Below are 22,243 nucleotides of genomic sequence, written 5' to 3'. Positions count from 1 at the left end.
ATAAAAAAGCACGTTACTGCGCTACGCCAAAAATGCCTGAAAATGCGCAATTTTTTATAGGCCGCAAAATTATCAGTTGCCGTTTATCAAAAAATTGTCGATAACTATGGCGTGGGTTCTCCCGTCGCCGAGGAGTGCACGTGCCCTGCGGCACGCGCAGGCAGGGGTTCGCTGGACGCCATCGTCAATTGATTACGGGAAGCGCTCGCCGTGGCGAGTTGAGGAGGAGGAACATCCGATGAAGTTCCCTAAATATGCAGCCATTGCCTTATTGTCGCTCATGGCCCTTCCGGCATTTGCGCAGGATTTCATTGCCGGCATACCGCGCAACGAAACGCTGATCATCCAGGGTACGCCGCAGCAGAATGCCGACTGGTTCAACCTCTGGGCTCCCGGCGGCGGGGCGGCGGCAAACATCAACGGCCTGCAGCAGCTGACTACCGATACGCTGTGGTTCATCAATCCCGAGGGCGGCAAGGATGCCTGGCAGAATGCGCTGGCCAGCGAGCCGCCGAGCTACAACGCCGATTTCAACGAGATGACGGTGAAGTTGCGCAAGGGCATCTTCTGGAGCGACGGCGTCGAATTCACCAGCGATGACGTGGTCTATACCGTGCAGACGCAGATCGACCATCCCGGCATGGCCTGGAGCGCGCCCTTCACCGTCAATGTCGCGAGCATGGAAAATCCGGATCCGCAGACGGTCGTCTTCCATCTGAAGAAACCGAACTCGCGCTTCCACACGCTTTTTACCGTGCGCTGGAATGCCGCCTGGATCATGCCGAAGCACGTCTTCGAGAAAGCCGCAGATCCGCTGTCCTTCAACAATAATCCGCCGGTTTCGCTCGGCCCTTACCAGCTGCAGAGCTATGACAAGGGCGGCAACTGGACTATCTGGAAGCTGCGCGACGACTGGCAGCGCACGTCGATCGGCCTAGCTGCGGCACAGCCGCCCGAGGTCAAATACGTCGTCTATCGTGCGGCCGGCAATCCGGAGGCCCGCGTTATCGAACAGCGCAACCACAATCTCGACGTCATCAACGACATGGCGCCCGAGGGCATGTTCTCGATCATGCGCGACAGCAAGAGCACGGCCTCTTGGCTAAAGGGCTTTCCTTTCGCGCATCCGGACCCGACGCTGCCTTCCGTTCTCTTCAATACGAAGAAGGCGCCCTTCGACAACAAGGACGTGCGCTGGGCTCTCGCTCTGCTGATCGATATCCGCGAAGTGGCGCTTGGCTCCTATCGCGGCGCGGCCAATATCGCCGCCCTTGCCACGCCGCCGACGGGTTCTGCCCCGGACGATTATTACGCACCAATGCAGGACTGGCTGACGAATTTCGAACTCGACACCGGTTCCCGCAAGATCAAGCCCTACGATCCCAATATCTCGTCGCAGATCGCCAATATGGTGCGTAGCCAATGGGCCGATCAGATCCCGACCGATCCGGCCAAGCTGCAGCGTACCTTCGGCTTCGGCTGGTGGAAGAAGGACGTTCAGGCTGCAACCGAGCTGCTGCAGAAGGCAGGCTTCAAGAAAAGCGGCCGCCAGTGGGTGAAGCCCGACGGCACGCCCTTTACGATCCGCCTGCAGGTGGAAGGCGATGCCATCCCGACGCTTGCCCGCGCCGGCACGGTGATTGCCCAGCAATGGTCGCAAGCCGGCATCGCCACCAAGGTCGACGTCGCCGGCCCGACCAATGGCCAGCGCCTCAGCACCGGCGATTTCGAGACGGCGATCTACTGGAGCATCGAGACCTGGGGCGGTCATCCCGACCTCTCCTTCTTCCTCGACAGCTATCATTCGGAGTTCATCAAGCCGGTCGGGCAGATCCAGCCGCCGCGCAATCTGCAGCGCTGGCAGGATCCGCGTCTCGACCAACTGATCGAGAAGAACCGATCGATCGCCTTCGATTCGCCGGATGTCGCCAAGCTCGGCCAGGACTTCCTGAAGCTTGCCGTCGAGGAAATGCCGATGATCCCGCTGATGGCCTACAACAAGTTCGCACCGCTCGATACGACCTACTGGACCAACTATCCGAGCGCGGACAACCCCTATTCGGCCTCGGGTCCGAACTGGTCGAACATCCGCTACATGGTGGTCGGGCTGAAGGCCAATCCGGATGCGCCGAAGCCTTGATCGAGGCACAACAAAGGAAACAGCCGGCCGCCGGCTGTTTCCGTTCTGCTATTGAAGGGTCGATGTCATGAACGGCTTTCTGATCTATGCGGCAAAACGCTTTCTGCAATTTCTCTTCGTGGTCTTCACCGGCATCACGCTGGCCTTCCTGATCGCGCATTTTTCGCCGGTCGATCCGATCGAGCAGACCGTGTCGCTGTTGACGAGCTTCGGCTCCACCGATCCGCAGGCCGTCGAAATCCTTCGCGAATCGCTGCGTGAACTTTACGGCACCGGCGGCCCGCTGCTCGACCAGTATTTCACCTTCTGGGGTCGCGTCCTGACCGGCGATTTCGGCCCGTCTCTCTCCTCTTTCCCGACCCCCGTCATGACCGTTATCGGCCGGGCATTGCCCTGGACGGTCGGGCTTCTGACGCTCGCAACAATCATTTCCTGGATCATCGGCAATTTTCTCGGCGCGCTTGCCGGCTATTTCCGCAGCAGCAAGCTGCTGAAGGTTGCCGGTATCGTCATCATGGCGTTGCAGCCGATCCCGACCTACATCATCGGCCTCAGCCTGGTGATCCTCTTCGGCTTCATCTGGCCGATCCTGCCGATCAGCGACGGCGCGCAGGTCAATCTCGCGCCCGCCTTCAACTGGGCCTTCATCAGCTCGGTGATCGAACACGGCATCCTGCCGGCCCTGACCCTCGTGCTCGTCGGTATCGGCGGCTGGTTCATCTCGATGCGCTCGCTGGTTTCCAACATCGTCACCGACGACCACGTCGTCTATGCCGAACTTGGCGGCGTGCGCTCGCGCAGCATCTTTTCGCAATATGTGGCGCGCAACGCCATGCTGCCGCAGGTCACCGGCCTGGCACTCAGTCTCGGCAACGTCTTCGGCGGCGCCGTCATCGTCGAGTTCGTCTTCAATTATCCCGGGATCGGTAAGCTTCTGATCTCCGGCATTTATTCCGGCGATTACAGCCTCGTGCTCGGTGTCACCACAATCGCCATCATCGCGGTTGCCGCCGCGGTCTTCGTGATCGACATCATCTATCCGCTGATCGATCCACGCGTGAAACTGGGGTAATCCGTAATGTTCAAAGTCCTCAGAGACCTGCTGCGCTACAACAAGGAGTTCCTGCTCGGAACCATCCTGATCGCTATCATCCTGGCGCTGATCGTGGTGTCGTTCTTCTCGCCCTATGACGAGAATGCCATCTATGTCGTCGCGCCCGACATGCCGCCTTCGGTCGAATTCTGGCTCGGCACCACCTCGCGCGGCCAGGAGGTTTTCTGGCAGATCGCCGCCTCGATGCGAAATACGCTGTTCTTCGGCATCATCGTCGCCTTCGTCAGCCGCATCATCGCCATCGCCGTCGGCCTGATCTCCGGCTATATCGGTGGCCGGACCGACCAGATCATCATGGCGGTCAACGATACGCTCGGCGCACTGCCGAACATTCCGATCCTGCTGCTCCTGGTCTTCGTGCTTCGCGACCAGATGACGTGGTTCATGCTGGCGATCACCGCAGCGCTGCTCGGATGGACGCATGACAGCCGCCTGATCCGTTCCGTCGCCCTGTCTCTCCGGCAGCGGGAATTCACCCGGCACGCGGTCTTCTCGGGCATGCGCACACGGCAGATCCTCATCCGCGAACACCTGCCCTATGTCATGCCGATCGTCTTCTTCACGACGATGAACAATATGATCTGGGCGATCGGCCTCGAGGTGACACTCTCGGTGCTCGGATTTTCCGACATCAACCGGCCGACGATCGGGGGTATGATCTACTGGGCCAATGCGCATTCCGCGATGGTATCGGGCATATGGTGGTGGGTCGCCTTTCCGATGCTCTTCGTCGTCATCCTATTCCTTGGCCTGTTCATGCTCGCCATGTCGGTCAACGAATATATCGACCCGCGCTCGCGTCTGGCCCGCATGGGAGCTTGAGGAGATGCAGAACCTGATGAGGACGCAGCCTTTGACCCTTGCCGAAAACGCCATGGACGCACTGACGATCGACGGGCTGAAATGCTATTACGTCAATGACTATTTCGGTGTGCGGCGGGAAATCCGCGCAGTCGACGATATCAGCCTGACCATCCGCAAGAACGAGATCTACGGCATTGCCGGCGAATCCTCGAGCGGCAAGACATCACTGATCAAGACGTTGGCCGGCGCCATCCGCCCGCCGATGCGCGTCGTCGGCGGAACGGTGAAATTCAATTTTGCCGACGGACCGATCGATGTCTACGGCGAACCGAACAAGATGAAGGCGGCACGCTGGCGTCATCTTTCTTACATCATGCAGGGCTCGATGAACGTGCTGAACCCGGTCAGAAGGGTCAAACACGCCTTCACCGATTTCGCCTCCCGCCATATGAACCTCGATCCCGCCGCCTTCCGCGCGCGCGTCGAGGCGCATCTTGCCAGGCTGCATCTCGATCCGCATGTGCTCGAGGCCTTTCCGCATCAGCTTTCGGGCGGCATGCGCCAACGTCTGACGATTGCTCTCGCCACTGTCTGCGAGCCGGAATTCATCATCGCCGACGAGCCGACGACGGCGCTCGACGTGCTTGTGCAGCAGGACGTTCTGGCGCTGATCAAGGAAGTGCAGGCCCGCATGCAGTCCTCGGTCATCTTCGTGACCCACGACATGTCGGTGCATGCCGCCATCACCGACCGGCTGGCCATCATGTATGCGGGACGGCTGGCTGAGGAGGGGCCGACGCAGACGATCTTCGACAATCCCCAGCACCCCTACACCGTCCACCTGATCGGCAGCCTGCCGCGCATCGGTGATGTCTCGACGCGAAAGAGCCTCAGGGGCAAGCCGCCGGCACTTTCGGATCCGCCTTCGGGATGCCGCTTCCATCCACGCTGTCCGATCGCGATTGACAAATGCGCACGTGAAGTGCCGGCCATGCTGCCGAGCGCGACGGGCGGGCGGGTCGCATGCTTCCGTGCCGGGGAGTACCAGATCCAATGAGCAGCCACTTCCTTCTCGAACTCGACCATGTGACCAAGCTCTTTCCGATCGGCGGTTTCTTCTCGCGCGAAAAGATGAAGGCGGTCGACGATGTCAGCTTTGCGCTTACCGCCGACAAGCCCGAGATATTCACGATCGTCGGTGAATCCGGCTCCGGAAAATCGACGCTGGCGAAAATGATCCTCGGCAGCGAAAAGGCCGATCGGGGCAGCATTCATTTCGACGGTACGGATGTGAAGGCGGTGCGTTCGCGCAGGGATCGTGAGGCTTTCATGGCCAAGGTCCAGCCAGTCTTTCAAAATCCCTTCGAAGCTTTCAATCCGCTGACGCGGATCGACGAGTATCTGCTGGCCACCGCCCATCGCTTCAAGGGAGCAAAGAGCCGCGCCGAAAAAGAGGCGTTTGCCGACATTGCCCTCCAACGTGTCGGCCTGTCGATGGCGGAGATAAAAGGCCGCTTCTCCCACGAGCTTTCAGGCGGTCAATTGCAGCGCATCGCCGTCGCCCGTGCGCTGATACCCGAGCCGAAGCTGATCGTGGCGGACGAGCCGGTCTCGATGGTCGACGCATCGCTTCGCATGTCGATCGTCAATCTCTTCCGCGATCTGCGTGACGCTCTCAAAGTCTCGATCGTCTACATCACCCATGACCTTGCGACCGCCTATTACATTTCCGATCGCGTGGTGATCATGCGCAAGGGCGTGGTGGTGGAGAGCGGCGATGCCAGGGACGTGCTCGAACATCCGAAACACGCCTATTCGATCGCGTTGAAGAACGCTGTCCTGCCGCCCAATCCGCGCGAGGCATCGGCGATCCTGCGCCTGCGGCAACGCAATGCCGAGACAAGTGAAGCCTATTCCGGCAGTGGCGACCGCCTTGCCAGGTGAAGCGCAATTTCTGAGCTTCACACTTTAAATCGTCGCGACGACCCGGAACGCGTCGCTCCCTCTTTGCGGTTCCAATTCGATCGATTTGCGGGCATGGTCTCGCGCGATGAGCACAGATTCGTCCGATCTCTTTGGCGCGCTTTTCGAGGCACCGCCCGCGAACCGAACGGTTCCCGTGCTGGTGCCGATGCCGGCGCCGAAACCCTATTCCTATTCGGTGCCGGATGGCATGGCGGTCGAGCCCGGTTCGGTCGTGCAGGTGCCGCTCGGCCCGCGGCAGGTGATCGGCGTCGTCTGGGACGGCGGCGAGGACGGCGTCGATCCGAAGAAGCTTCGGCCGATCAGCCATGTCTTCGACTGCCCGCCGCTTTCGAGCGAGATGCGGGATTTCATCGATTGGGTGGCGACCTATACGCTCTCGCCGCCCGGCCTCGTCGCGCGCATGGCGCTCCGGGCGCCGAACGCCTTCGAGCCGGAACCGATGGTGGAGGGGCTGAGGTTCGTCGGCGGCGAACCGGAGCGGATGACGCCGGCGCGTGCCCGGGTGCTTGACACCGCCTCCGACGGCTTTTCATGGACACGCAGCGGCCTTGCGCATGCGGCGGGCGTCTCGACGAGTGTCGTCGATGGGCTGATCACGCTCGGTATCTTCGAGACTGTATTCCTGCCGCCGCCGCCGGTCGTTGCGATGCCGGATCCGGATTTTGCCGCCGCACGTCTCGAAGGGCCGCAGAAGCAGGCGGCCGAAGAGATCGTTTCCGATGTCGGCAAGGGCGAATTTTCGGTGTCGCTGATCGACGGGGTGACCGGCTCCGGCAAGACCGAGGTTTATTTCGAGGCGATTGCCGAGACGCTGAAACGTGGCAAGCAGGTGCTGATCCTGCTGCCGGAGATCGCGCTGACGGCCAGTTTCATGGAGCGCTTCCAGGACCGCTTTGGGGCAAAGCCGGCCGAATGGCATTCCGATCTTGCGCCGCGCATGCGCGAGAAGGTCTGGCGCCAGGCGGTGACCGGCGAAGTGCGCGTCGTGGCGGGCGCTCGCTCTGCGCTCTTCCTGCCCTTCGAGGATCTCGGCCTGATCATCGTCGACGAGGAACACGATCCCGCCTACAAGCAGGAGGATCGCGTCTTCTACAATGCTCGTGACATGGCCGTCGTGCGCGGCCGCATCGGTGATTTTCCCGTCATTCTGGTGTCGGCGACGCCGTCGGTCGAAAGCCAGGTCAACGGCCAGAGCGGGCGCTACAGCACCGTCCACCTGCCGACGCGTTTCGGCGATGCGGCGATGCCGGACCTACATCTGGTCGATATGCGCAGGCACGCGCCGGAGCGGGGCGGGTTCCTGTCGCCGGTGCTGATCCGGGCGATCGGCAAGACGGTGGAAAAGCGCGAACAGGCGCTGCTCTTTCTCAATCGGCGCGGTTATGCGCCGCTGACGCTCTGCCGGGTCTGCGGCCACCGGTTCCAATGCCCGCAATGTTCGAGCTGGCTGGTGGAGCATCGCTTCCGCAAGCAACTGCAATGCCATCAATGCGGCCATGCCGAGCGCACGCCGGAGGCGTGCCCGGAATGCGGCACGCTCGACCATCTCGTCGCCTGCGGGCCAGGCGTCGAGCGCATCGCCGAGGAGGTGGAACGGCATTTTCCGGAGGCGCGGACGATCGTTCTCTCCTCGGATATCATGGGCGGGGTGAAGCGGCTGCGGCTAGAGCTGGAAGCGATCGCCAAGGGCGAAGCCGATATTGTTATCGGCACCCAGCTTGTGGCCAAGGGCCACAACTTTCCGCTGATGACGCTGGTCGGCATCGTCGATGCCGATCTTGGCCTTGCCAATGGCGATCCGCGCGCGGCCGAGCGCACCTTCCAGCTTTTGTCGCAGGTGACGGGCCGGGCCGGGCGCACCGGCCTTAAGAGCCATGGGCTGCTACAGACCTATCAGCCGCAGCATCCTGTCATGCAGGCAATTGTTTCCGGCGATTCCGACGCCTTCTACGAGCGCGAGATAACCGAACGCGAACGCGCCCTGTTGCCGCCTTTCGGCAGGCTCGCCTCGATCATCGTTTCGGCCGAAACCCGCCATGATGCTGAAAACCATGCGCGCGGCATGCGCAACGCCGCACCGCAGGTGTCGGGCATCTCGGTGCTCGGCCCGGCCGAAGCGCCGCTCGCCCTGGTGCGCGGCCGCCACCGCTTCCGTCTTTTGGTCCACGGAAGGCGCAATTCGGACATGCAGGGGTTCCTACGGGCGATGCTGTCGCAATCGCCCAAGGAACGGGGATCGGTGCAGGTGCAGCTGGATATCGATCCGCAGAGTTTTCTCTAAATGAATGGGGGCCGCCATTCCCTCCTTTTTCGGCGCATGCCATAAAACACTGATTCATCCGGGTGATTTGGGGCTGACGCATGGAGTTTTACTTTCCGACCGAGTTTGGCGAGCAGCTTGCCTTTTGCTCCGCTGCTTTCACGGCGCTCGCTGGCTTCATCATGATGTTCGCGCCGGGCCACACTTTCCGTCTTCTCGGCCTGCAGGCGCAGGAAGGGCGGCCGGAAGGATATGGAGAGGGACGCTCGATGGGTGGTTTCTATCTCGGTTTCGGGCTGTCGGCGATCATGCTCGCCCAGGACTGGATCTACATGGCGCTCGGCGCCTCCTTCGCGATGGCTGCCTTTGCCCGTATCATCTCGATCCTGTCCGATAAGGGGAGTAATCTCGTCAACTATTTACTCCTGGTTGTGCAAGTCGCTTTGGCCGCGCTACCGCTGCTCTATGTCTTCGGCTTCACTCAGACGTGACTCTCGCTCCCGTCAGGTGGCTTCTTTGGCCTGCTTTCCGGCCATTGCGCGATTTTGCAGACAGAAATTCATGTGAAAGGCGTATTCGGGCATTACGCGTGTTGCGAGTCCGAACATCCTATGTTAGACGGACCCCGAATTTCGGAAGAAGCAAGAGGCTTCTCTTGTGATTTCTGGGGGAAATCAAAACGAATTCAAGATCATAGGTTCGGCGCCCGCCGAGAGCCGGATTTTGGGTTGAAATCAGGGAAATTTGTGCCAGTGGCAGACACGTCCCAGCTTACTTCTGGTGTTGCAGAACGCTATGCCTCGTCGCTTTTCGAACTGGCGCTCGAGCAGGGCGCCGTCGACAGCGTCACCGCCGATCTTGACCATTTCCAGGCTATGCTGGATGAGAGCGCCGATCTGAAGCGCTTCGTTGCAAGCCCGGTTTTTTCCGCTGAAGACCAGCTGAAGGCGATCGTCGCCATCAGCGAGAAGGCTGGCATTAGCGGTTTCTTCGCCAATTTCCTGAAGGTCGTGGCGCGCAACCGCCGCCTGTTTGCCCTGCCGGGCATGATCAAGGCCTTCCGCATCATCGCCGCGAGCCATCGCGGTGAAATCTCCGCCGAGGTCACCTCGGCGCATGCGCTTTCGCAAGCGCAGGAAACCGAATTGAAGGTGGCACTCAAGAGCGTTACCGGCAAAGACGTGACGATTGCCGTCACGGTTGATCCGTCAATTCTTGGTGGTCTGATCGTGAAGGTCGGGTCCCGTCAGATTGATACGTCTCTTCGTACCAAACTCTCTACCCTTAAGCTCGCATTGAAAGAGGTTGGCTGATGGATATCCGCGCCGCGGAAATTTCCGCAATTCTCAAAGACCAGATTAAAAATTTCGGCAAAGAGGCAGAAGTCTCGGAAGTCGGCCAGGTTCTCTCCGTCGGTGACGGTATCGCTCGTGTCTATGGTCTGGACAATGTCCAGGCCGGTGAGATGGTCGAGTTCCCGGGCGGCATCCGCGGCATGGCGCTGAACCTTGAAGCCGACAATGTCGGCGTCGTCATCTTCGGTGCCGACCGCGACATCAAGGAAGGCGACACCGTCAAGCGGACCGGCGCCATCGTCGACGTTCCGATCGGCCCTGAGCTGCTCGGCCGCGTCGTCGACGCGCTCGGCAATCCGATCGACGGCAAGGGCCCGATCAACGCGACGCGCCGTTCGCGTGTCGACATCAAGGCTCCGGGCATCATTCCGCGCAAGTCGGTTCATGAGCCGATGTCGACCGGCCTCAAGGCCATCGACGCGCTGATCCCGGTCGGCCGCGGCCAGCGCGAGCTGGTTATCGGCGACCGCCAGACCGGCAAGACCGCGATTCTTCTCGATGCCTTCCTCAACCAGAAGGCCATTCACGACAACGGTCCGGAAGGCGAGAAGCTTTACTGCGTCTACGTCGCCGTCGGCCAGAAGCGTTCGACCGTCGCGCAGTTCGTCAAGGTGCTCGAAGAGCGCGGCGCACTGAAGTATTCGATCATCGTCGCCGCCACCGCGTCCGACCCGGCGCCGATGCAGTTCCTGGCTCCATTTGCCGGTTGCGCCATGGGTGAATATTTCCGTGACAACGGCATGCATGCGCTGATCGGTTACGACGACCTGTCCAAGCAGGCCGTGTCCTACCGCCAGATGTCGCTGCTGCTGCGCCGCCCGCCGGGCCGCGAAGCCTATCCGGGAGACGTTTTTTACCTGCACTCGCGCCTGCTCGAGCGCGCTGCGAAGATGAACGACGACAAGGGCGCCGGTTCGCTGACCGCTCTGCCGGTCATCGAAACGCAGGGTAACGACGTGTCGGCCTTCATTCCGACCAACGTCATCTCGATCACCGACGGCCAGATCTTCCTTGAAACCGACCTGTTCTACCAGGGTATCCGCCCGGCCGTGAACGTCGGTCTGTCGGTTTCCCGTGTCGGCTCGGCGGCACAGATCAAGGCGATGAAGCAGGTCGCCGGCTCGATCAAGGGCGAGCTTGCCCAGTATCGCGAAATGGCCGCCTTCGCCCAGTTCGGTTCGGACCTCGACGCTGCGACGCAGCGCTTGCTGAACCGCGGCGCACGCCTGACCGAACTCCTGAAGCAGCCGCAGTTCTCGCCGCTGAAGACGGAAGAGCAGGTCGCCGTGATCTTTGCTGGCGTCAACGGCTATCTCGACAAGCTGCCGGTCGCTTCGGTCGGCAAGTTCGAGCAGGGCTTCCTCTCATACCTGCGTTCGGAAGGCTCCGCCATCCTCGACGCGATCCGCACGGAAAAGGCAATCAGCGACGATACCAGGAGCAAGCTCACCGCTGCTCTCGATAGCTTCGCAAAGTCTTTCTCGTAATCGGGCCCTAAGTTAGGACGGATAACGGATGCCTTCACTTAAGGATCTGAAAAACCGGATCGCCTCCGTCAAGGCGACGCAGAAGATCACCAAGGCGATGAAAATGGTCGCCGCGGCGAAGCTTCGGCGTGCGCAGGAGGCGGCCGAGGCCGCTCGGCCCTATTCGGAGCGCATGGGTGCAGTTCTGGCGAACATCGCCAAAGCTGTCACCGATGCCGACGGCGCGCCGGCGCTGATGACCGGGACCGGTAAGGACCAGGTTCATCTGCTGGTGGTGTGCACGGCCGAACGCGGTCTTTGCGGTGGCTTCAACTCGCAGATTGCGCGCTTCGCACGCGAACATGTGCGCAGGCTGGTTGCCGAGGGCAAGACGGTGAAAATCTTCACCGTCGGCAAGAAGGGTTACGACATCCTTCGCCGCGAATTCTCTTCGCTGATCATCGAGCGCAAGGAATTGCGCGACGTCAAGCGCGTCGGCTTCGAGAATGCGGATCAGATCGGCAAACGCATCATCGAGATGTATGCTGCCGGCGAATTCGACGTCTGCACGCTGTTCTATTCCGAGTTCAAGTCGGTGATCAGCCAGATTCCGACGGCGCAGCAGCTCATCCCGGCTTCAACGGGAGCTGTGCAGACCGAGGATGCTGCGCATGCGGGCGCCGTCTACGAATATGAGCCGGATCCGGCATCGATCCTCGAAGATCTGATTCCCCGCAACATCTCCGTCCAAGTCTTCCGCGCGCTCCTTGAGAACGTCGCAGGCGAGATGGGCGCCAAGATGAGCGCGATGGATAATGCGACGCGTAATGCCGGTGAGATGATCAACAAGCTGACGTTGAGCTACAACCGCCAGCGTCAGGCGCAGATCACCAAGGAACTCATTGAAATCATTTCGGGCGCGGAAGCGCTCTGAGGCTAGGAAAAGAGGGTCAGAAAATGGCTGAGGCAGCTACCCCCAAGATCGGCTCTGTCGGAAGAGTCACCCAGGTTATCGGCGCCGTCGTCGACGTTGCTTTCGAAGGCGAACTGCCGAAGATCCTGAACGCGCTGGAAACCAGCAACAACGGCAACCGCCTGGTTCTCGAAGTTGCGCAGCACCTTGGCGAAAACGTCGTCCGTACCATTGCGATGGACTCGACAGACGGTCTTGTGCGCGGCCAGGAAGTCGGCGACACCGGCGCTCCGATCATGGTTCCGGTCGGCAACGAGACGCTCGGCCGCATCATGAACGTCATCGGCGAGCCGGTCGACGAAGCCGGTCCGCTGGTCACCGCTCACAAGCGCGCCATCCACCAGGATGCGCCGTCCTATGTCGAGCAGTCGACGGAATCGCAGATTCTCGTCACCGGCATCAAGGTCGTCGACCTTCTGGCTCCCTATGCACGCGGCGGCAAGATCGGCCTCTTCGGCGGCGCCGGCGTTGGCAAGACCGTTCTGATCATGGAATTGATCAACAACGTCGCCAAGGCGCATGGTGGTTACTCGGTTTTCGCAGGCGTCGGTGAACGCACCCGCGAAGGCAATGACCTCTACCACGAAATGATCGAATCGAACGTCAACAAGCATGGCGGCGGCGAAGGCTCCAAGGCGGCACTTGTTTACGGTCAGATGAACGAACCGCCGGGCGCGCGCGCCCGCGTCGCCCTGACCGGCCTGACTGTCGCCGAACACTTCCGCGACCAGGGGCAGGACGTTCTGTTCTTCGTCGACAACATCTTCCGCTTCACCCAGGCAGGTTCCGAAGTGTCGGCTCTGCTCGGCCGCATCCCGTCCGCCGTCGGTTATCAGCCGACGCTCGCAACCGACATGGGTCAGATGCAGGAACGCATCACCACGACGACGACCGGCTCGATCACCTCGGTTCAGGCCATTTACGTTCCGGCCGACGACTTGACCGACCCGGCGCCGGCAACCTCGTTTGCTCACCTTGACGCAACGACGGTTCTGTCGCGCTCGATCGCTGAAAAGGGCATCTACCCGGCGGTCGATCCGCTCGACTCCACCTCGCGCATGCTCGATCCGATGGTCGTCGGCGAAGAGCACTACGAAGTCGCCCGTAAGGTCCAGTCGACGCTGCAACGCTACAAGGCCCTGCAGGACATCATCGCCATCCTTGGCATGGACGAACTGTCCGAAGAGGACAAGATCGCTGTCGCGCGCGCCCGCAAGATCGAGCGTTTCCTGTCGCAGCCGTTCTTCGTCGCCGAAGTCTTCACCGGCTCGCCGGGCAAGCTGGTTGCTCTCGAAGACACGATCAAGGGCTTCAAGGGCCTCGTCAACGGCGAATACGATCATCTGCCGGAAGCTGCCTTCTACATGGTAGGCTCGATGGAAGAAGCGGTCGAAAAGGCCAAGAAGCTCGCAGCTGCTTAATGAGCGATGCGCTAGACGAGATATTCTGCTGCGACTCCCTGAAAGGGGTCGTGGCGGATCTTCCGGAACCAGCAGCGCCGACTGTCTATCGCGCCGATAATGGCGTGCTCATGATGGTGGTGGGTCTGGTCCAGAGCGAGGAAGGCCTCGGTTATCTCGATCAAGCGATAATGCACTGCCCGTTCTGCGGGACTAAATTGCAAGATGCGAAAGCCATAGCCGAGAAGGTAAGTCACTGATGGCTGACAATTTCAACTTTGAGCTCGTTTCGCCGGAGCGTCTGCTGCTGTCGGAGATGGTGACGGAGGTCGTCATCCCCGCGACTGAAGGCGAGATGACGGTCATGGCAAACCATGCGCCGACGATGACGACGATCAAGCCGGGCGTCGTGAGCGTGCGTTCGGCCTCCGGTAAGAAGCAGGACTACGTGGTGTTCGGCGGTTTTGCTGATATCCTGCCGACCGGCTGCACATTGCTTGCCGAATCCGCGGTTCCGGTCGAGGAACTCCACAAGGACGAGCTGACCCGTCGCATCGAGGCCGCCCGCCAGGAGCTCGAACATACCGAGCTGCACGAGCACAAGTCTAAGCTTGAGCACTTCATCATGGAACTGACGCATCTGAGCGGCGTCGTTCAACAGGATTGATTGCAATCGGTAAGATCAATGAAAGGCGGCCGCGATGGCCGCTTTTTTGTTTCTGTCTTCATCTGTCAGTGTGCAGGAAAACAGCGTTATCGACCGAGTTGAAATGAAGACGCGGCCGCAGCAATTCAAAGTGCCAATGCGACCTTTGCGCGTCTGAAAAGACGCGTTGCGCTGTAGGACCGCCTACCTCCGGCAGTGATGCCGGATCATCTCAGAAGCCGGTGCCGCCGCGCAGCTCGATGACGACCGTCTTAAGCAGTATCTTCAGGTCGAGCAGAAGGCTGAAATTCCTGACATAATAAATATCGCAGGCGATGCGAGCGCGGGCTTGCAGCGGTCGTGCCGTCGGGCCGCGCCAGCCGCGTGTCTGCGCAAGACCGGTGATGCCGGGGCGCATGATGTGGCGGTGGTGGTAGTCCGGCACCAGTTCCTCGTAGAGCTGGCCGGCTGCCCGCATATTGATGGCGTGGCAGCGCGGGCCGACCAGTGACATCTCGCCCCTGAGGACGTTGAAAAGCTGCGGCAGCTCGTCGATATTGGTCTTGCGGAGCACCGCGCCGATGCCTGTCATCCGGCTGTCGCCCTTGACGGTCTGTTGAATACCGCTGGGATCACAAGCTTCCGCGCGCATCGACCGGAACTTGAAGACCGTGATCTTCCGGCCGTTCAGCCCCCAGCGGATCTGGCGGAAAAACACCGGACCGCCATCGTCGAGTTTGATGAAAAGAGCGATTGCCAGAAAAAGCGGCGCGAGCGCAATGAGGGCGCTGACTGAGGCGACGATGTCGATCAACCGCTTCACGCCCAGCCGCACAGCCATCTTTTGTTCGATAAGGGAAAAGCTATCCGGCTGGCGAATGTTGGAGTTCGCTATAACCAGGGTCTTGGTTTTGTCCTGACGCTGAGACGGATCGAAGCGTGGATTCGTCTTCGAAGTAAAAGCATTCATTACGCAAGGTCCACAAGTTTAGATGCGATACTGAACAACAGTGAGACAAATACATGGTCACGTATCGTTTGTCATCGGTATAAATAAGAATTTGATAACCCTAAAGACACCAAAAATGGGAGTATTCCGCGTTAACCTTAATGCCCGTAGTTGCGCTTACGGGAAATTTATACTTTGAAAGGAGTAGCCCGATTGGGTTGACGAGATGTCAGCCGGTTGCCGAAATCGATCGCCGGTTTTTCCAGCAGGAAGTAGCTGAGGCTCGCGACCAGAAGGGTGAGCGCCGCCGCAAGCCCGCAAGATTGCAGCCAGCCGGCGACGACATTTTCCGAGGAAGCGCCGAACGAACCCGGGTCGAGCCTCTGGATCAGTATCAGGATGATCTCCTGCCAGATATAGATGCCGAAGGAGATCTTTGCGATGTAGCGGACAGGAGCATTGTCGAGCAGCTTGCCCAGGCGTTGCGAATGGCTGAGCGAAACGAGCGCCGTTGCGACCGCCAGCGGAAAGACCGGAAAACCATAGGGGATTTCGAGCCAGCCGTAAGCTTCGGCGGAGCCGCCGGGCGATATGATGAGGCGGTAGGCGGCAATGGCGAGGGCGAGGAGCGCGGTGGCATCGAACCAGGAAGAGCACCTTCTTGGCAGCAAGACCTCGACGCCGGCGGCAAGCGCGCCGAGCGCGAAGACGGCGAAGAAGCCGATCGGGTTATATCTCGGCATCCATTCCTTTGCCCCGCCCTGCAGGCCGTACTGCCAGCCGCGTTCGATGTCGTCGAGCGGAAAGAGGGTCAGGATCAGCAGATGGGCGAGGAGTACGCCCGTGATGACGCAAAGCCAAGCGAAACGAGCACGCAACGGGCGCTGCCTGAGGAGTGGCAAACGAAACAGCAGGAGAAAGCAGACCGGCAGGAGCAAATAGCTGGTGACCTCGAAGGGAATGGACCAGAGCGGCCCGTCGGCTTCGACAGGAAACAAGGTGCGCCAATGCCACTGGCTCATGAACAGCAGCCCGGAGACGTAGCGGAGCACGAGCTCAGGCGTCAGCGGCAGAGCAAGCAGCTTCAGGCTGAGGACGAAGCCGATGGTGGCGGCGAACCAGAAGCCCGGAGCGATGCGCGCCATCCTGCGGATCGTGTAATGCCGGAGGCTCGGCATGTCGCCACCCGCGTCGAGCGCGCGCCAGAAGGGATGAGCAAGAAGAAAGCCGCTGAGCACAAAGAAGATGGCAACGCCGAAATTGCCGAAGCGGAGGATGTTTGCGGTCGGTCCCAGTTCGTCGGGGATTCTGCGCATATCCAGCCGCAGCGCGAAGTGGTGGGCGAGCACCAGCAGACAGGCCGTCGCGCGCAGAAAGTCCGCTCCGGCCAGTCTCTCCTCTTGTCGCATCCTGCCTCCCCACCTTGCCCAGAGCATGATGCCGAAAAGTGTGAGCGGTTTTCGGACGACATCATGCTCCGGATCTGGGACATTGCAGCGGAAAGCCGCGACGGGCAAGGCAGGCGTTGGGCTCAGTCGAGGAGTTCGTTGGTATAATAGGTGGAAAAGTCCGGCTTCTCCTTGAGTGCGGCGCCATTCGCATCGACCAGAATGCCATTCTCCATCAGGAAGCCGCCGAGGGCCTCGGCCTTTGCCGGGTCGAGCCTACCGATCACACCGGCCTCGGATTTCAGAAAGTGCCCCTCGATCAATGCCTTCTGAGAAGCCTTTACCAGTTCCGTATTCATCAGTGCGCCGTTGCTTCCAGAGATCAGCAGGTCGCAGGCTTCGTCGGGATGATCGACGGAGTAGGCATAACCCTTTCGTGTCGCCTGGATGAAGGCGCGGGCGTGTTCCCGACTTGCGGAGAGATAGGCGTCGCTGGAGACGATGACCGTTGTCTGTTCGTCGGGAATGCCATAATCGGAATAGTGGAAGCGGCCGATCTTCCGGTTTTCCAGTTCGGCGGCAATGCCTTCCCAGGTGTAGATCTCCAGCGTGAAATCGATCGAGCCATTGTCCAGCGCCTCGTAAGCGGAGGTGCCGAGGGTGACGGTCTTGACGTCGCCTTTGCCGCCATCATTGCGGATCATCGCGGAGATCAGCGCACTCTCCCAGGTGCCGCCAAAGCCGCCATAGGTCTTGCCGTCGAGGTCTTTCGGGCTCTTGATGTCGTCGCGTCCACCCTTGAAGATCAGGCGTGCGGTTTCCGTCTGGACGACGCCGTAGACCATCTTCACGTCACCGCCGCCAGCGCGTTGCGTGAGGGTCTCGATCTCGCTGCTGATGCCGAAATCGGCAACGCCGTTCGACACCAGCGTTCCGGCGCTGGTATCGGTGAAGGGGAGAATCTCGACATCGAGCCCGGCATCGGCATAAAAGCCCTTCGCCTTGGCGACATAAATGCCGATATGGTTGGTGTTGGGTGTCCAGTCGAGCGCGATGCGAACCTTTGCGGGTGCCGATTGGGCGAAGGTGGGGCGGCTGGCGAGGCTTGCCGCGATGGCGGCGAAGATCGTCTGGCGACGGGTGAGAAGCAGCATGGTGACCTCCTCAGGTCTCAGAGCATGATGCCGAAAAGTGTGAGCGGTTTTCGGACGACATCATGCTCTAACTCTTTAAATTAGAAAAGGATTCAGATTTTAGGCCGGCCGGCCTAAAATCATCCTATTCTACCGGATGAAGCAGGGTTTGCAGGATTTCGGTTTCGATCGCCTGGGCCGCCGGCGAGCCGAGATCGGCAATGCTTCTCGGACGGGGCAGGGGAACGCGGAATTCACGGATGATACGCGCCGGACGGGCCGAAAGCACGTAGATCCGGTCGGAAAGGAACACGGCCTCGCGAACATCATGGGTGATCAGCAGCGCCGTCCAGCGGTGCTCGGTCCACATGCCTTGCAGCCATTCCTGGATCTGCGTGCGCGTCAGCGCGTCGAGCGCGCCGAAAGGCTCGTCGAGCAGCAGCATGTCCTGGGTCTGGACGACGGTGCGCAGCAGTGCGGCGCGCTGGCGCATGCCGCCTGACAGGTCGGAGGGATAGTGATGCTCGAAGCCGGCAAGGCCGAAGCTCTCGAACAGCGGCGCGACGGCGGCGCGGGCCGCGCGGCGGTTCATGCCTTTCACCTCGAGACCGAGTGCCGCATTGTCGATGATCCGGCGCCAGGGCATCAGCGCATCGCGTTGCGGCATGAAGGCGAAGGAATGCGGCGCCTGTTCCAGCGGCGCGCCCTTGAAGAGCATGGTGCCGAAATCGGGCCGAAGCGCCTGTGTCAGCAACCTCAGTACCGTCGATTTTCCGGAGCCGGATGGGCCGACGATCGAAACGAACTCGCCGCTTTCGACAGCGAGCGAAATATCGTCCAGCACCTTCATGCCGTCGAAGGACTTCGAGATGTTGCGCAGCTCAACCATTGCATCGCTCATCGGCGCTGCTCCCCGGATTGTTGCCAGGGCATGACGAGGCGCTGGATCATCAGCGTCAGCCCGAAGAGGCAGAGTGTCAGCACGGCGCTGACGACGACGGCGGCGAGCACGAGATCGGGGCGGAAATTGTTCTTGGCGTTCAGGATATAGATGCCGAGGCCGCGGGCGGCGCCGGCATATTCGGCAAAGATCGCGCCGACGACGGCATAGGTGATCGAGATCCGCAGGCCGGCGAAGAAATAGGGCAGCGAGGAAGGAAGCCGTGCCAGGCGGAAAATGCGCCAGCGGCTCGCCTTCATCGAATTCAGTAATTCGGCGATGTCGCGGTCGGTTGATTCATAGCCCTGCAGCAAGGCGACGAGCAGCGGGAAGAAGGTGACGAGCGCCACCAGCAGGACCTTCGGCAACAGGCCGAAGCCGAACCAGAGGACGACGAGGGGCGCGATCGCCACCAGCGGCAGGGTCTGGCTGGCGATGAAGATCGGCAGCAATGCCCGGCGCATGAAGGGCACGAAATCCATGAGGATCGAGGCGGCGAAGGCGAAGGCAAGCGACAGGGCGAAACCTCCGAGTGTCGCGCCGAGCGTCGGCCAGGTGTTGGCGATAAGCGCCTCGCGGTTCAGCCAGCCCTGGATGACGATGCGCGAAGGCGCCGGCAGGATGGAAGGTTTGATACCGGAAAGATCGACATAGAGTTCCCATGCCGCCAAGAAGGCGCAGCCGGCCAGCAAGGCGGGTATGCCCCGGTAGAGAGCGGAGCGGAGCGCGGCAAGGCGCGAATCCGATGGTTTTGACGGTGTCATCAGCGTTCGATTTCAGGCTTTCGTCGGGCTATTCGCGGACACGGTGATGTCGAGGGTCACATGTCCCTCGGGGTCGCCGAAGCGATAGAAGGCCTGACGAATGGTTGCGAAGACCGTGCCAGCGTCACCAGAGAGCCTGGTGCAGAAATTCTTGGCGCGGTCGAAGGTGCCGGAGCGCTTCAGGAAGTCGATGCAGCCATAGATCTCGTCCATATGGGTGCCGGTGCCCATGACGTAGAGCGAGAATTGCGCAGCGGTCGGCTGTCCGGTCTCGGCGGTGGTTTCAACGGCGGCAAGTGCGGCTGTTATACGCTCGGCAAGCGGCTCCACCTGACCGAGGGAAGGGTTGACGCCGCAGATGGCGTCGTCCGGCTCGCCGGGGCAGCCGCGTGAAACGGCAGCGGAAAGGACGCAATGCTCGCCGGTCTTAGCGGCGGCGACGAAAAGATCGTGCATGGCGGCGAAGAGAATGTCAGGCGGGCCGACCAGCAGCGTGGAGATATCATCGGTCTCGATGCGCAGCCGGTCGCGATAGGGATCGAGCGCCTTGACGGCATCGAGAATGATGCCGACGAAATTGCCGGACATCGGATAGAGTGACACTTGTGCGCCTGAGAACATCTGAACCTCGCTCCGCTGGCATTACCCAGATCAGCTTTGAAGGGTCCAGAGGCTTGCACCTCACATCTCAGCCCCGGCGATACGGAGCTCCCCTGTTATTTGCGCGGAAACTATCACCGGGATTTTCCCCCCGCAACAGCAAAATTGCGAACCCGTCCGTGCGGTCGGAATGAACCGGATGTGACGGAAAACACCCGGGCGGAGGATCTGCCCGGGTGTTCCCAAAGGTTCCGTACCTGCCGGGAACGGAACCGGAGCCCTTCGTCTTAAGCGGCGATATCGGCGTAGGGATGATCGCCGCGCGCGGCAATGAGCGCCCGCGTCCACCATTCCAGCCGCGCCATCATCCGGTCGAGCGTGTGCAGAGCGTCGCTCGGATCGTCAAGCCGTCCGGCGACGTCGAAGCGGCTCCATGGCGCGGAAAAGCTGACCGAATCGCGGATGGTGACGGCGTGGAGTTCCGCAAAGACGAGCCGTAATTGCTCGACCGCGCGCAGGCCACCGGAAATGCCGCCATAGGAAACAAAGGAGACCGGCTTGCCCTGCCAGGGCTCGAAAAACAGATCGATGGTCGATTTCAACGCGGCGCTGAAGCTGTGATTGTATTCCGGCGTGACGATGATGAAGGCGTCGGCCATGCCGAGCCGCCCGGAGAGCCTGTCGATTTCGGGGTGCGCCATGTCACGGTCGGGCGGCAGCGCAAAATCCAGTGGATCGATGATTTCGATATCGAATTGCGGGAAGCGGACGAGTTCCTGCGTCAGCCATTTGACCACCCGGTCGCAGATTCGGCCCTTTCTTGTACTTCCGTAGATCACCGCCAGCCTGATGGATGTTTTCATGCGCCGCTCCTTCTCGCGATTGGGCTTTACGATTGCTGGAGCAAGGCTTATAAAACCTCAACTAATCTTGAGGTCAAGAGGCAATGGATACAATTCCGGCAACGCCGCTCGGCAAGCTCCTGACGGTCGGCGAAGTGGCGGAGCGCAGCGGCCTGGCCGTCTCGGCGCTGCATTTTTACGAGACCAAGGGGCTGATCTCGAGCATCCGCTCCCGCGGCAATCAACGGCGCTATGGGCGCGATGTGCTTCGCCGGCTCGGCATCATCAAGGTGGCGCAGCGTGTCGGCATTTCGCTTTCGGAAATCCAGGCGGCGTTCGAGTCCCTGCCGCAGGGACGCACGCCGACCGTCGCCGATTGGCAGACGCTGTCGGCGCTGTGGAAGGATGATCTCGACGCGCGAATCAGGCGGCTTAGCCTGCTGCGCGACCGTCTGACCGGCTGCATCGGCTGCGGCTGCCTGTCGATCGAAAGCTGTCCGTTGCGCAATCCCTGCGACCGGCTCGGCAAGGAAGGGCCGGGCGCGCGGCTTCTGGAGACGGAAAACTAACCCCGGTCCTCCCCAGGAAAGATCGATACGCGCCTTTCTTTCAGCCGGCGCGCTCATATGTTAAGGGCGAATGACACAACCGGCGGCACTGTCCGCGAGGAGGACGGCTTCGTGTTCCATCCCAGACTGTTCGAAAATCGCAATGTCGTAGTGACTGGCGCCGGCCGCGGCATCGGCCTTGAAGTGGCCCGGCAGTTCCTGGACTGCGGCGCGAAGGTGATCGTCCATACCGGGCGCAAGCCGGGACGCGACCTGCCGGATTTCCTGCTGACGGCTGAATCCGAAAGACGGGCGCTGCTGCTTAATGCCGATTTTTCCGCGGTCGGTGGGGCAGCGCAATTTGCCGAGGATGCTCTCGCCTTCTTTGATAGGGTCGATGTGCTCGTCAACAATGCCGGCACCATGCTTGGCCGTTTTCCCGCTGCCACGCTCACCGACGCAGAATATGAGGCGGTCGTGCGGCTCAACCAGACATCGGTAGTGGCGCTGACGCGGGCGCTGCTGCCGGCATTGAAGGCGGCTGAAGGCGCGGCCATCGTCAACACGGTTTCGATTTCGGCGCTGACAGGCGGCAGCCCCGGCTCTTCGATCTATTCGGCCTCGAAAGCCTTCGTTGCGACGTATTCCAAGGCGCTTGCCCGTGAGCTTGCACCGGACGGAATCCGCGTCAATTGCGTGTCGCCAGGAACGATCGAGACGGATTTCCATGAGCGCTATTCCTCCCGCGAAAAGCTGGAGCAAACGAGAAAGTCCATCCCCCTGCAGCGGCTCGGCACGGCGGAGGATTGTGCTCCCGCCTATCTGTTCCTGGCGGCTCCCGCCCTCTCGGGTTACATCACCGGACAGGTGATCGAGATCAATGGCGGTCAGCTTATCTGCTGATTTACTTGGACCTTTTTTGGCATTTCTTCATT

The 22,243-nt window shown here is 60.8% G+C and carries 22 protein-coding genes and 1 riboswitch; of the genes, 15 read left to right on the top strand and 7 right to left on the bottom strand.

Annotated features, from left to right (window positions below):
- The first annotated feature begins 238 nt into the window (after positions 1 to 238).
- From G9X64_RS13610 to G9X64_RS13550, 13 genes are all read left to right on the top strand, one after another.
- Positions 239 to 2,140: an ABC transporter substrate-binding protein gene (locus G9X64_RS13610; protein ID WP_171376705.1), complete on the top strand. Its 1,902-nt coding sequence runs from the start codon at positions 239 to 241 to the stop codon at positions 2,138 to 2,140.
- Between the two features lie 67 nt (positions 2,141 to 2,207).
- Positions 2,208 to 3,212 carry an ABC transporter permease gene (locus G9X64_RS13605; RefSeq protein ID WP_029870994.1) on the top strand — a complete coding sequence of 335 codons (1,005 nt, stop codon included), beginning with the start codon at positions 2,208 to 2,210 and terminating at the stop codon, positions 3,210 to 3,212.
- A gap of 6 nt (positions 3,213 to 3,218) precedes the next feature.
- Positions 3,219 to 4,076, top strand: coding sequence for an ABC transporter permease (locus G9X64_RS13600; protein WP_171376704.1), 858 nt, complete (start codon positions 3,219 to 3,221; stop codon positions 4,074 to 4,076).
- Positions 4,077 to 4,080: 4 nt separating this feature from the next.
- Positions 4,081 to 5,115, top strand: a complete 1,035-nt coding sequence (locus G9X64_RS13595; RefSeq protein WP_168314784.1) for an ABC transporter ATP-binding protein — start codon at positions 4,081 to 4,083, stop codon at positions 5,113 to 5,115.
- Positions 5,112 to 6,002: an ABC transporter ATP-binding protein gene (locus G9X64_RS13590; RefSeq protein WP_168310288.1), complete on the top strand. Its 891-nt coding sequence runs from the start codon at positions 5,112 to 5,114 to the stop codon at positions 6,000 to 6,002. The genes G9X64_RS13595 and G9X64_RS13590 overlap by 4 nt, the downstream gene beginning before the upstream one ends.
- Positions 6,003 to 6,108: 106 nt before the next feature.
- Positions 6,109 to 8,325: a primosomal protein N' gene (locus G9X64_RS13585; RefSeq protein WP_171376703.1), complete on the top strand. Its 2,217-nt coding sequence runs from the start codon at positions 6,109 to 6,111 to the stop codon at positions 8,323 to 8,325.
- Between the two features lie 80 nt (positions 8,326 to 8,405).
- The gene (locus G9X64_RS13580) at positions 8,406 to 8,795 is read left to right on the top strand and encodes an AGROH133_08824 family phage infection protein (protein ID WP_168314782.1); all 390 of its coding nucleotides are present in this window, start codon (positions 8,406 to 8,408) and stop codon (positions 8,793 to 8,795) included.
- A 255-nt stretch (positions 8,796 to 9,050) separates the two neighbouring features.
- Positions 9,051 to 9,617, top strand: coding sequence for a F0F1 ATP synthase subunit delta (locus G9X64_RS13575; RefSeq protein WP_171376712.1), 567 nt, complete (start codon positions 9,051 to 9,053; stop codon positions 9,615 to 9,617).
- Positions 9,617 to 11,146: a F0F1 ATP synthase subunit alpha gene (atpA, locus tag G9X64_RS13570; RefSeq protein WP_168310291.1), complete on the top strand. Its 1,530-nt coding sequence runs from the start codon at positions 9,617 to 9,619 to the stop codon at positions 11,144 to 11,146. The genes G9X64_RS13575 and atpA overlap by 1 nt, the downstream gene beginning before the upstream one ends.
- A 28-nt stretch (positions 11,147 to 11,174) precedes the next feature.
- Complete coding sequence (locus G9X64_RS13565; protein WP_168310292.1) at positions 11,175 to 12,059, top strand: F0F1 ATP synthase subunit gamma; 885 nt, start codon at positions 11,175 to 11,177, stop codon at positions 12,057 to 12,059.
- Positions 12,060 to 12,082: 23 nt separating this feature from the next.
- Positions 12,083 to 13,519, top strand: a complete 1,437-nt coding sequence (gene atpD / locus G9X64_RS13560; RefSeq protein ID WP_168310293.1) for a F0F1 ATP synthase subunit beta — start codon at positions 12,083 to 12,085, stop codon at positions 13,517 to 13,519.
- On the top strand, positions 13,519 to 13,758 hold the full coding sequence (locus tag G9X64_RS13555; RefSeq protein WP_003543462.1) for a hypothetical protein: 240 nt from the start codon (positions 13,519 to 13,521) through the stop codon (positions 13,756 to 13,758). The genes atpD and G9X64_RS13555 overlap by 1 nt, the downstream gene beginning before the upstream one ends.
- The gene (locus G9X64_RS13550) at positions 13,758 to 14,165 is read left to right on the top strand and encodes a F0F1 ATP synthase subunit epsilon (RefSeq protein WP_168310294.1); all 408 of its coding nucleotides are present in this window, start codon (positions 13,758 to 13,760) and stop codon (positions 14,163 to 14,165) included. The genes G9X64_RS13555 and G9X64_RS13550 overlap by 1 nt, the downstream gene beginning before the upstream one ends.
- A 211-nt stretch (positions 14,166 to 14,376) precedes the next feature.
- Here the strand turns inward: G9X64_RS13550 and G9X64_RS13545 are convergent, their stop codons facing one another.
- From G9X64_RS13545 to G9X64_RS13515, 7 genes are all read right to left on the bottom strand, one after another.
- The gene (locus G9X64_RS13545; protein WP_168310295.1) at positions 14,377 to 15,114 is read right to left on the bottom strand and encodes a sugar transferase; all 738 of its coding nucleotides are present in this window, start codon (positions 15,112 to 15,114) and stop codon (positions 14,377 to 14,379) included.
- A gap of 167 nt (positions 15,115 to 15,281) precedes the next feature.
- A complete protein-coding gene (locus G9X64_RS13540; RefSeq protein WP_171376702.1) occupies positions 15,282 to 16,502 on the bottom strand; it encodes an acyltransferase family protein in 1,221 nt (406 codons plus the stop codon).
- Positions 16,503 to 16,624: 122 nt separating this feature from the next.
- A complete protein-coding gene (locus G9X64_RS13535) occupies positions 16,625 to 17,635 on the bottom strand; it encodes an ABC transporter substrate-binding protein (RefSeq protein ID WP_168310297.1) in 1,011 nt (336 codons plus the stop codon).
- A 124-nt stretch (positions 17,636 to 17,759) separates the two neighbouring features.
- Positions 17,760 to 18,515 carry an ABC transporter ATP-binding protein gene (locus G9X64_RS13530; RefSeq protein ID WP_168310298.1) on the bottom strand — a complete coding sequence of 252 codons (756 nt, stop codon included), beginning with the start codon at positions 18,513 to 18,515 and terminating at the stop codon, positions 17,760 to 17,762.
- Positions 18,512 to 19,318 carry an ABC transporter permease gene (locus G9X64_RS13525; RefSeq protein WP_168310299.1) on the bottom strand — a complete coding sequence of 269 codons (807 nt, stop codon included), beginning with the start codon at positions 19,316 to 19,318 and terminating at the stop codon, positions 18,512 to 18,514. Before G9X64_RS13525 ends, G9X64_RS13530 begins: the two co-directional genes overlap by 4 nt.
- Before the next feature lie 12 nt (positions 19,319 to 19,330).
- Positions 19,331 to 19,939, bottom strand: a complete 609-nt coding sequence (locus G9X64_RS13520) for a YkoF family thiamine/hydroxymethylpyrimidine-binding protein (RefSeq protein ID WP_168310300.1) — start codon at positions 19,937 to 19,939, stop codon at positions 19,331 to 19,333.
- Positions 19,930 to 20,043, bottom strand: a riboswitch (TPP riboswitch). Its footprint overlaps the gene before it by 10 nt.
- 162 nt (positions 20,044 to 20,205) lie before the next feature.
- Positions 20,206 to 20,781: an NADPH-dependent FMN reductase gene (locus G9X64_RS13515; RefSeq protein ID WP_171376701.1), complete on the bottom strand. Its 576-nt coding sequence runs from the start codon at positions 20,779 to 20,781 to the stop codon at positions 20,206 to 20,208.
- A gap of 83 nt (positions 20,782 to 20,864) precedes the next feature.
- Between G9X64_RS13515 and soxR the strand changes: the two genes are divergently transcribed.
- Positions 20,865 to 21,329 (top strand): redox-sensitive transcriptional activator SoxR, encoded by a 465-nt coding sequence (soxR, locus tag G9X64_RS13510; RefSeq protein ID WP_171376700.1) that lies wholly within the window; start codon positions 20,865 to 20,867, stop codon positions 21,327 to 21,329.
- 111 nt (positions 21,330 to 21,440) lie between these two features.
- Entirely contained in the window at positions 21,441 to 22,211 is a 771-nt protein-coding gene (locus G9X64_RS13505; protein WP_168310335.1) for an SDR family NAD(P)-dependent oxidoreductase, read from the top strand.
- The last annotated feature ends 32 nt before the right edge of the window (positions 22,212 to 22,243 follow it).

The organism is Rhizobium sophorae (assembly GCF_013087515.1).
Classification (GTDB): Bacteria; Pseudomonadota; Alphaproteobacteria; order Rhizobiales; family Rhizobiaceae; genus Rhizobium; species Rhizobium sophorae.
Note: the sequence above shows the minus strand (reverse complement) of the source record. Positions and strands in the feature narration are given on the sequence as shown.

Coding starts and splice junctions, on each gene's coding strand:
- G9X64_RS13610 (WP_171376705.1), top strand. CDS start 239: ATGAAGTTCCCTAAATATGCAGCCATTGCCTTATTGTCGCTCATGGCC.
- G9X64_RS13605 (WP_029870994.1), top strand. CDS start 2,208: ATGAACGGCTTTCTGATCTATGCGGCAAAACGCTTTCTGCAATTTCTC.
- G9X64_RS13600 (WP_171376704.1), top strand. CDS start 3,219: ATGTTCAAAGTCCTCAGAGACCTGCTGCGCTACAACAAGGAGTTCCTG.
- G9X64_RS13595 (WP_168314784.1), top strand. CDS start 4,081: ATGCAGAACCTGATGAGGACGCAGCCTTTGACCCTTGCCGAAAACGCC.
- G9X64_RS13590 (WP_168310288.1), top strand. CDS start 5,112: ATGAGCAGCCACTTCCTTCTCGAACTCGACCATGTGACCAAGCTCTTT.
- G9X64_RS13585 (WP_171376703.1), top strand. CDS start 6,109: ATGAGCACAGATTCGTCCGATCTCTTTGGCGCGCTTTTCGAGGCACCG.
- G9X64_RS13580 (WP_168314782.1), top strand. CDS start 8,406: ATGGAGTTTTACTTTCCGACCGAGTTTGGCGAGCAGCTTGCCTTTTGC.
- atpA (WP_168310291.1), top strand. CDS start 9,617: ATGGATATCCGCGCCGCGGAAATTTCCGCAATTCTCAAAGACCAGATT.
- G9X64_RS13565 (WP_168310292.1), top strand. CDS start 11,175: ATGCCTTCACTTAAGGATCTGAAAAACCGGATCGCCTCCGTCAAGGCG.
- atpD (WP_168310293.1), top strand. CDS start 12,083: ATGGCTGAGGCAGCTACCCCCAAGATCGGCTCTGTCGGAAGAGTCACC.
- G9X64_RS13555 (WP_003543462.1), top strand. CDS start 13,519: ATGAGCGATGCGCTAGACGAGATATTCTGCTGCGACTCCCTGAAAGGG.
- G9X64_RS13550 (WP_168310294.1), top strand. CDS start 13,758: ATGGCTGACAATTTCAACTTTGAGCTCGTTTCGCCGGAGCGTCTGCTG.
- G9X64_RS13545 (WP_168310295.1), bottom strand. CDS start 15,114: ATGAATGCTTTTACTTCGAAGACGAATCCACGCTTCGATCCGTCTCAG.
- G9X64_RS13540 (WP_171376702.1), bottom strand. CDS start 16,502: ATGCGACAAGAGGAGAGACTGGCCGGAGCGGACTTTCTGCGCGCGACG.
- G9X64_RS13535 (WP_168310297.1), bottom strand. CDS start 17,635: ATGCTGCTTCTCACCCGTCGCCAGACGATCTTCGCCGCCATCGCGGCA.
- G9X64_RS13530 (WP_168310298.1), bottom strand. CDS start 18,515: ATGAGCGATGCAATGGTTGAGCTGCGCAACATCTCGAAGTCCTTCGAC.
- G9X64_RS13525 (WP_168310299.1), bottom strand. CDS start 19,318: ATGACACCGTCAAAACCATCGGATTCGCGCCTTGCCGCGCTCCGCTCC.
- G9X64_RS13520 (WP_168310300.1), bottom strand. CDS start 19,939: ATGTTCTCAGGCGCACAAGTGTCACTCTATCCGATGTCCGGCAATTTC.
- G9X64_RS13515 (WP_171376701.1), bottom strand. CDS start 20,781: ATGAAAACATCCATCAGGCTGGCGGTGATCTACGGAAGTACAAGAAAG.
- soxR (WP_171376700.1), top strand. CDS start 20,865: ATGGATACAATTCCGGCAACGCCGCTCGGCAAGCTCCTGACGGTCGGC.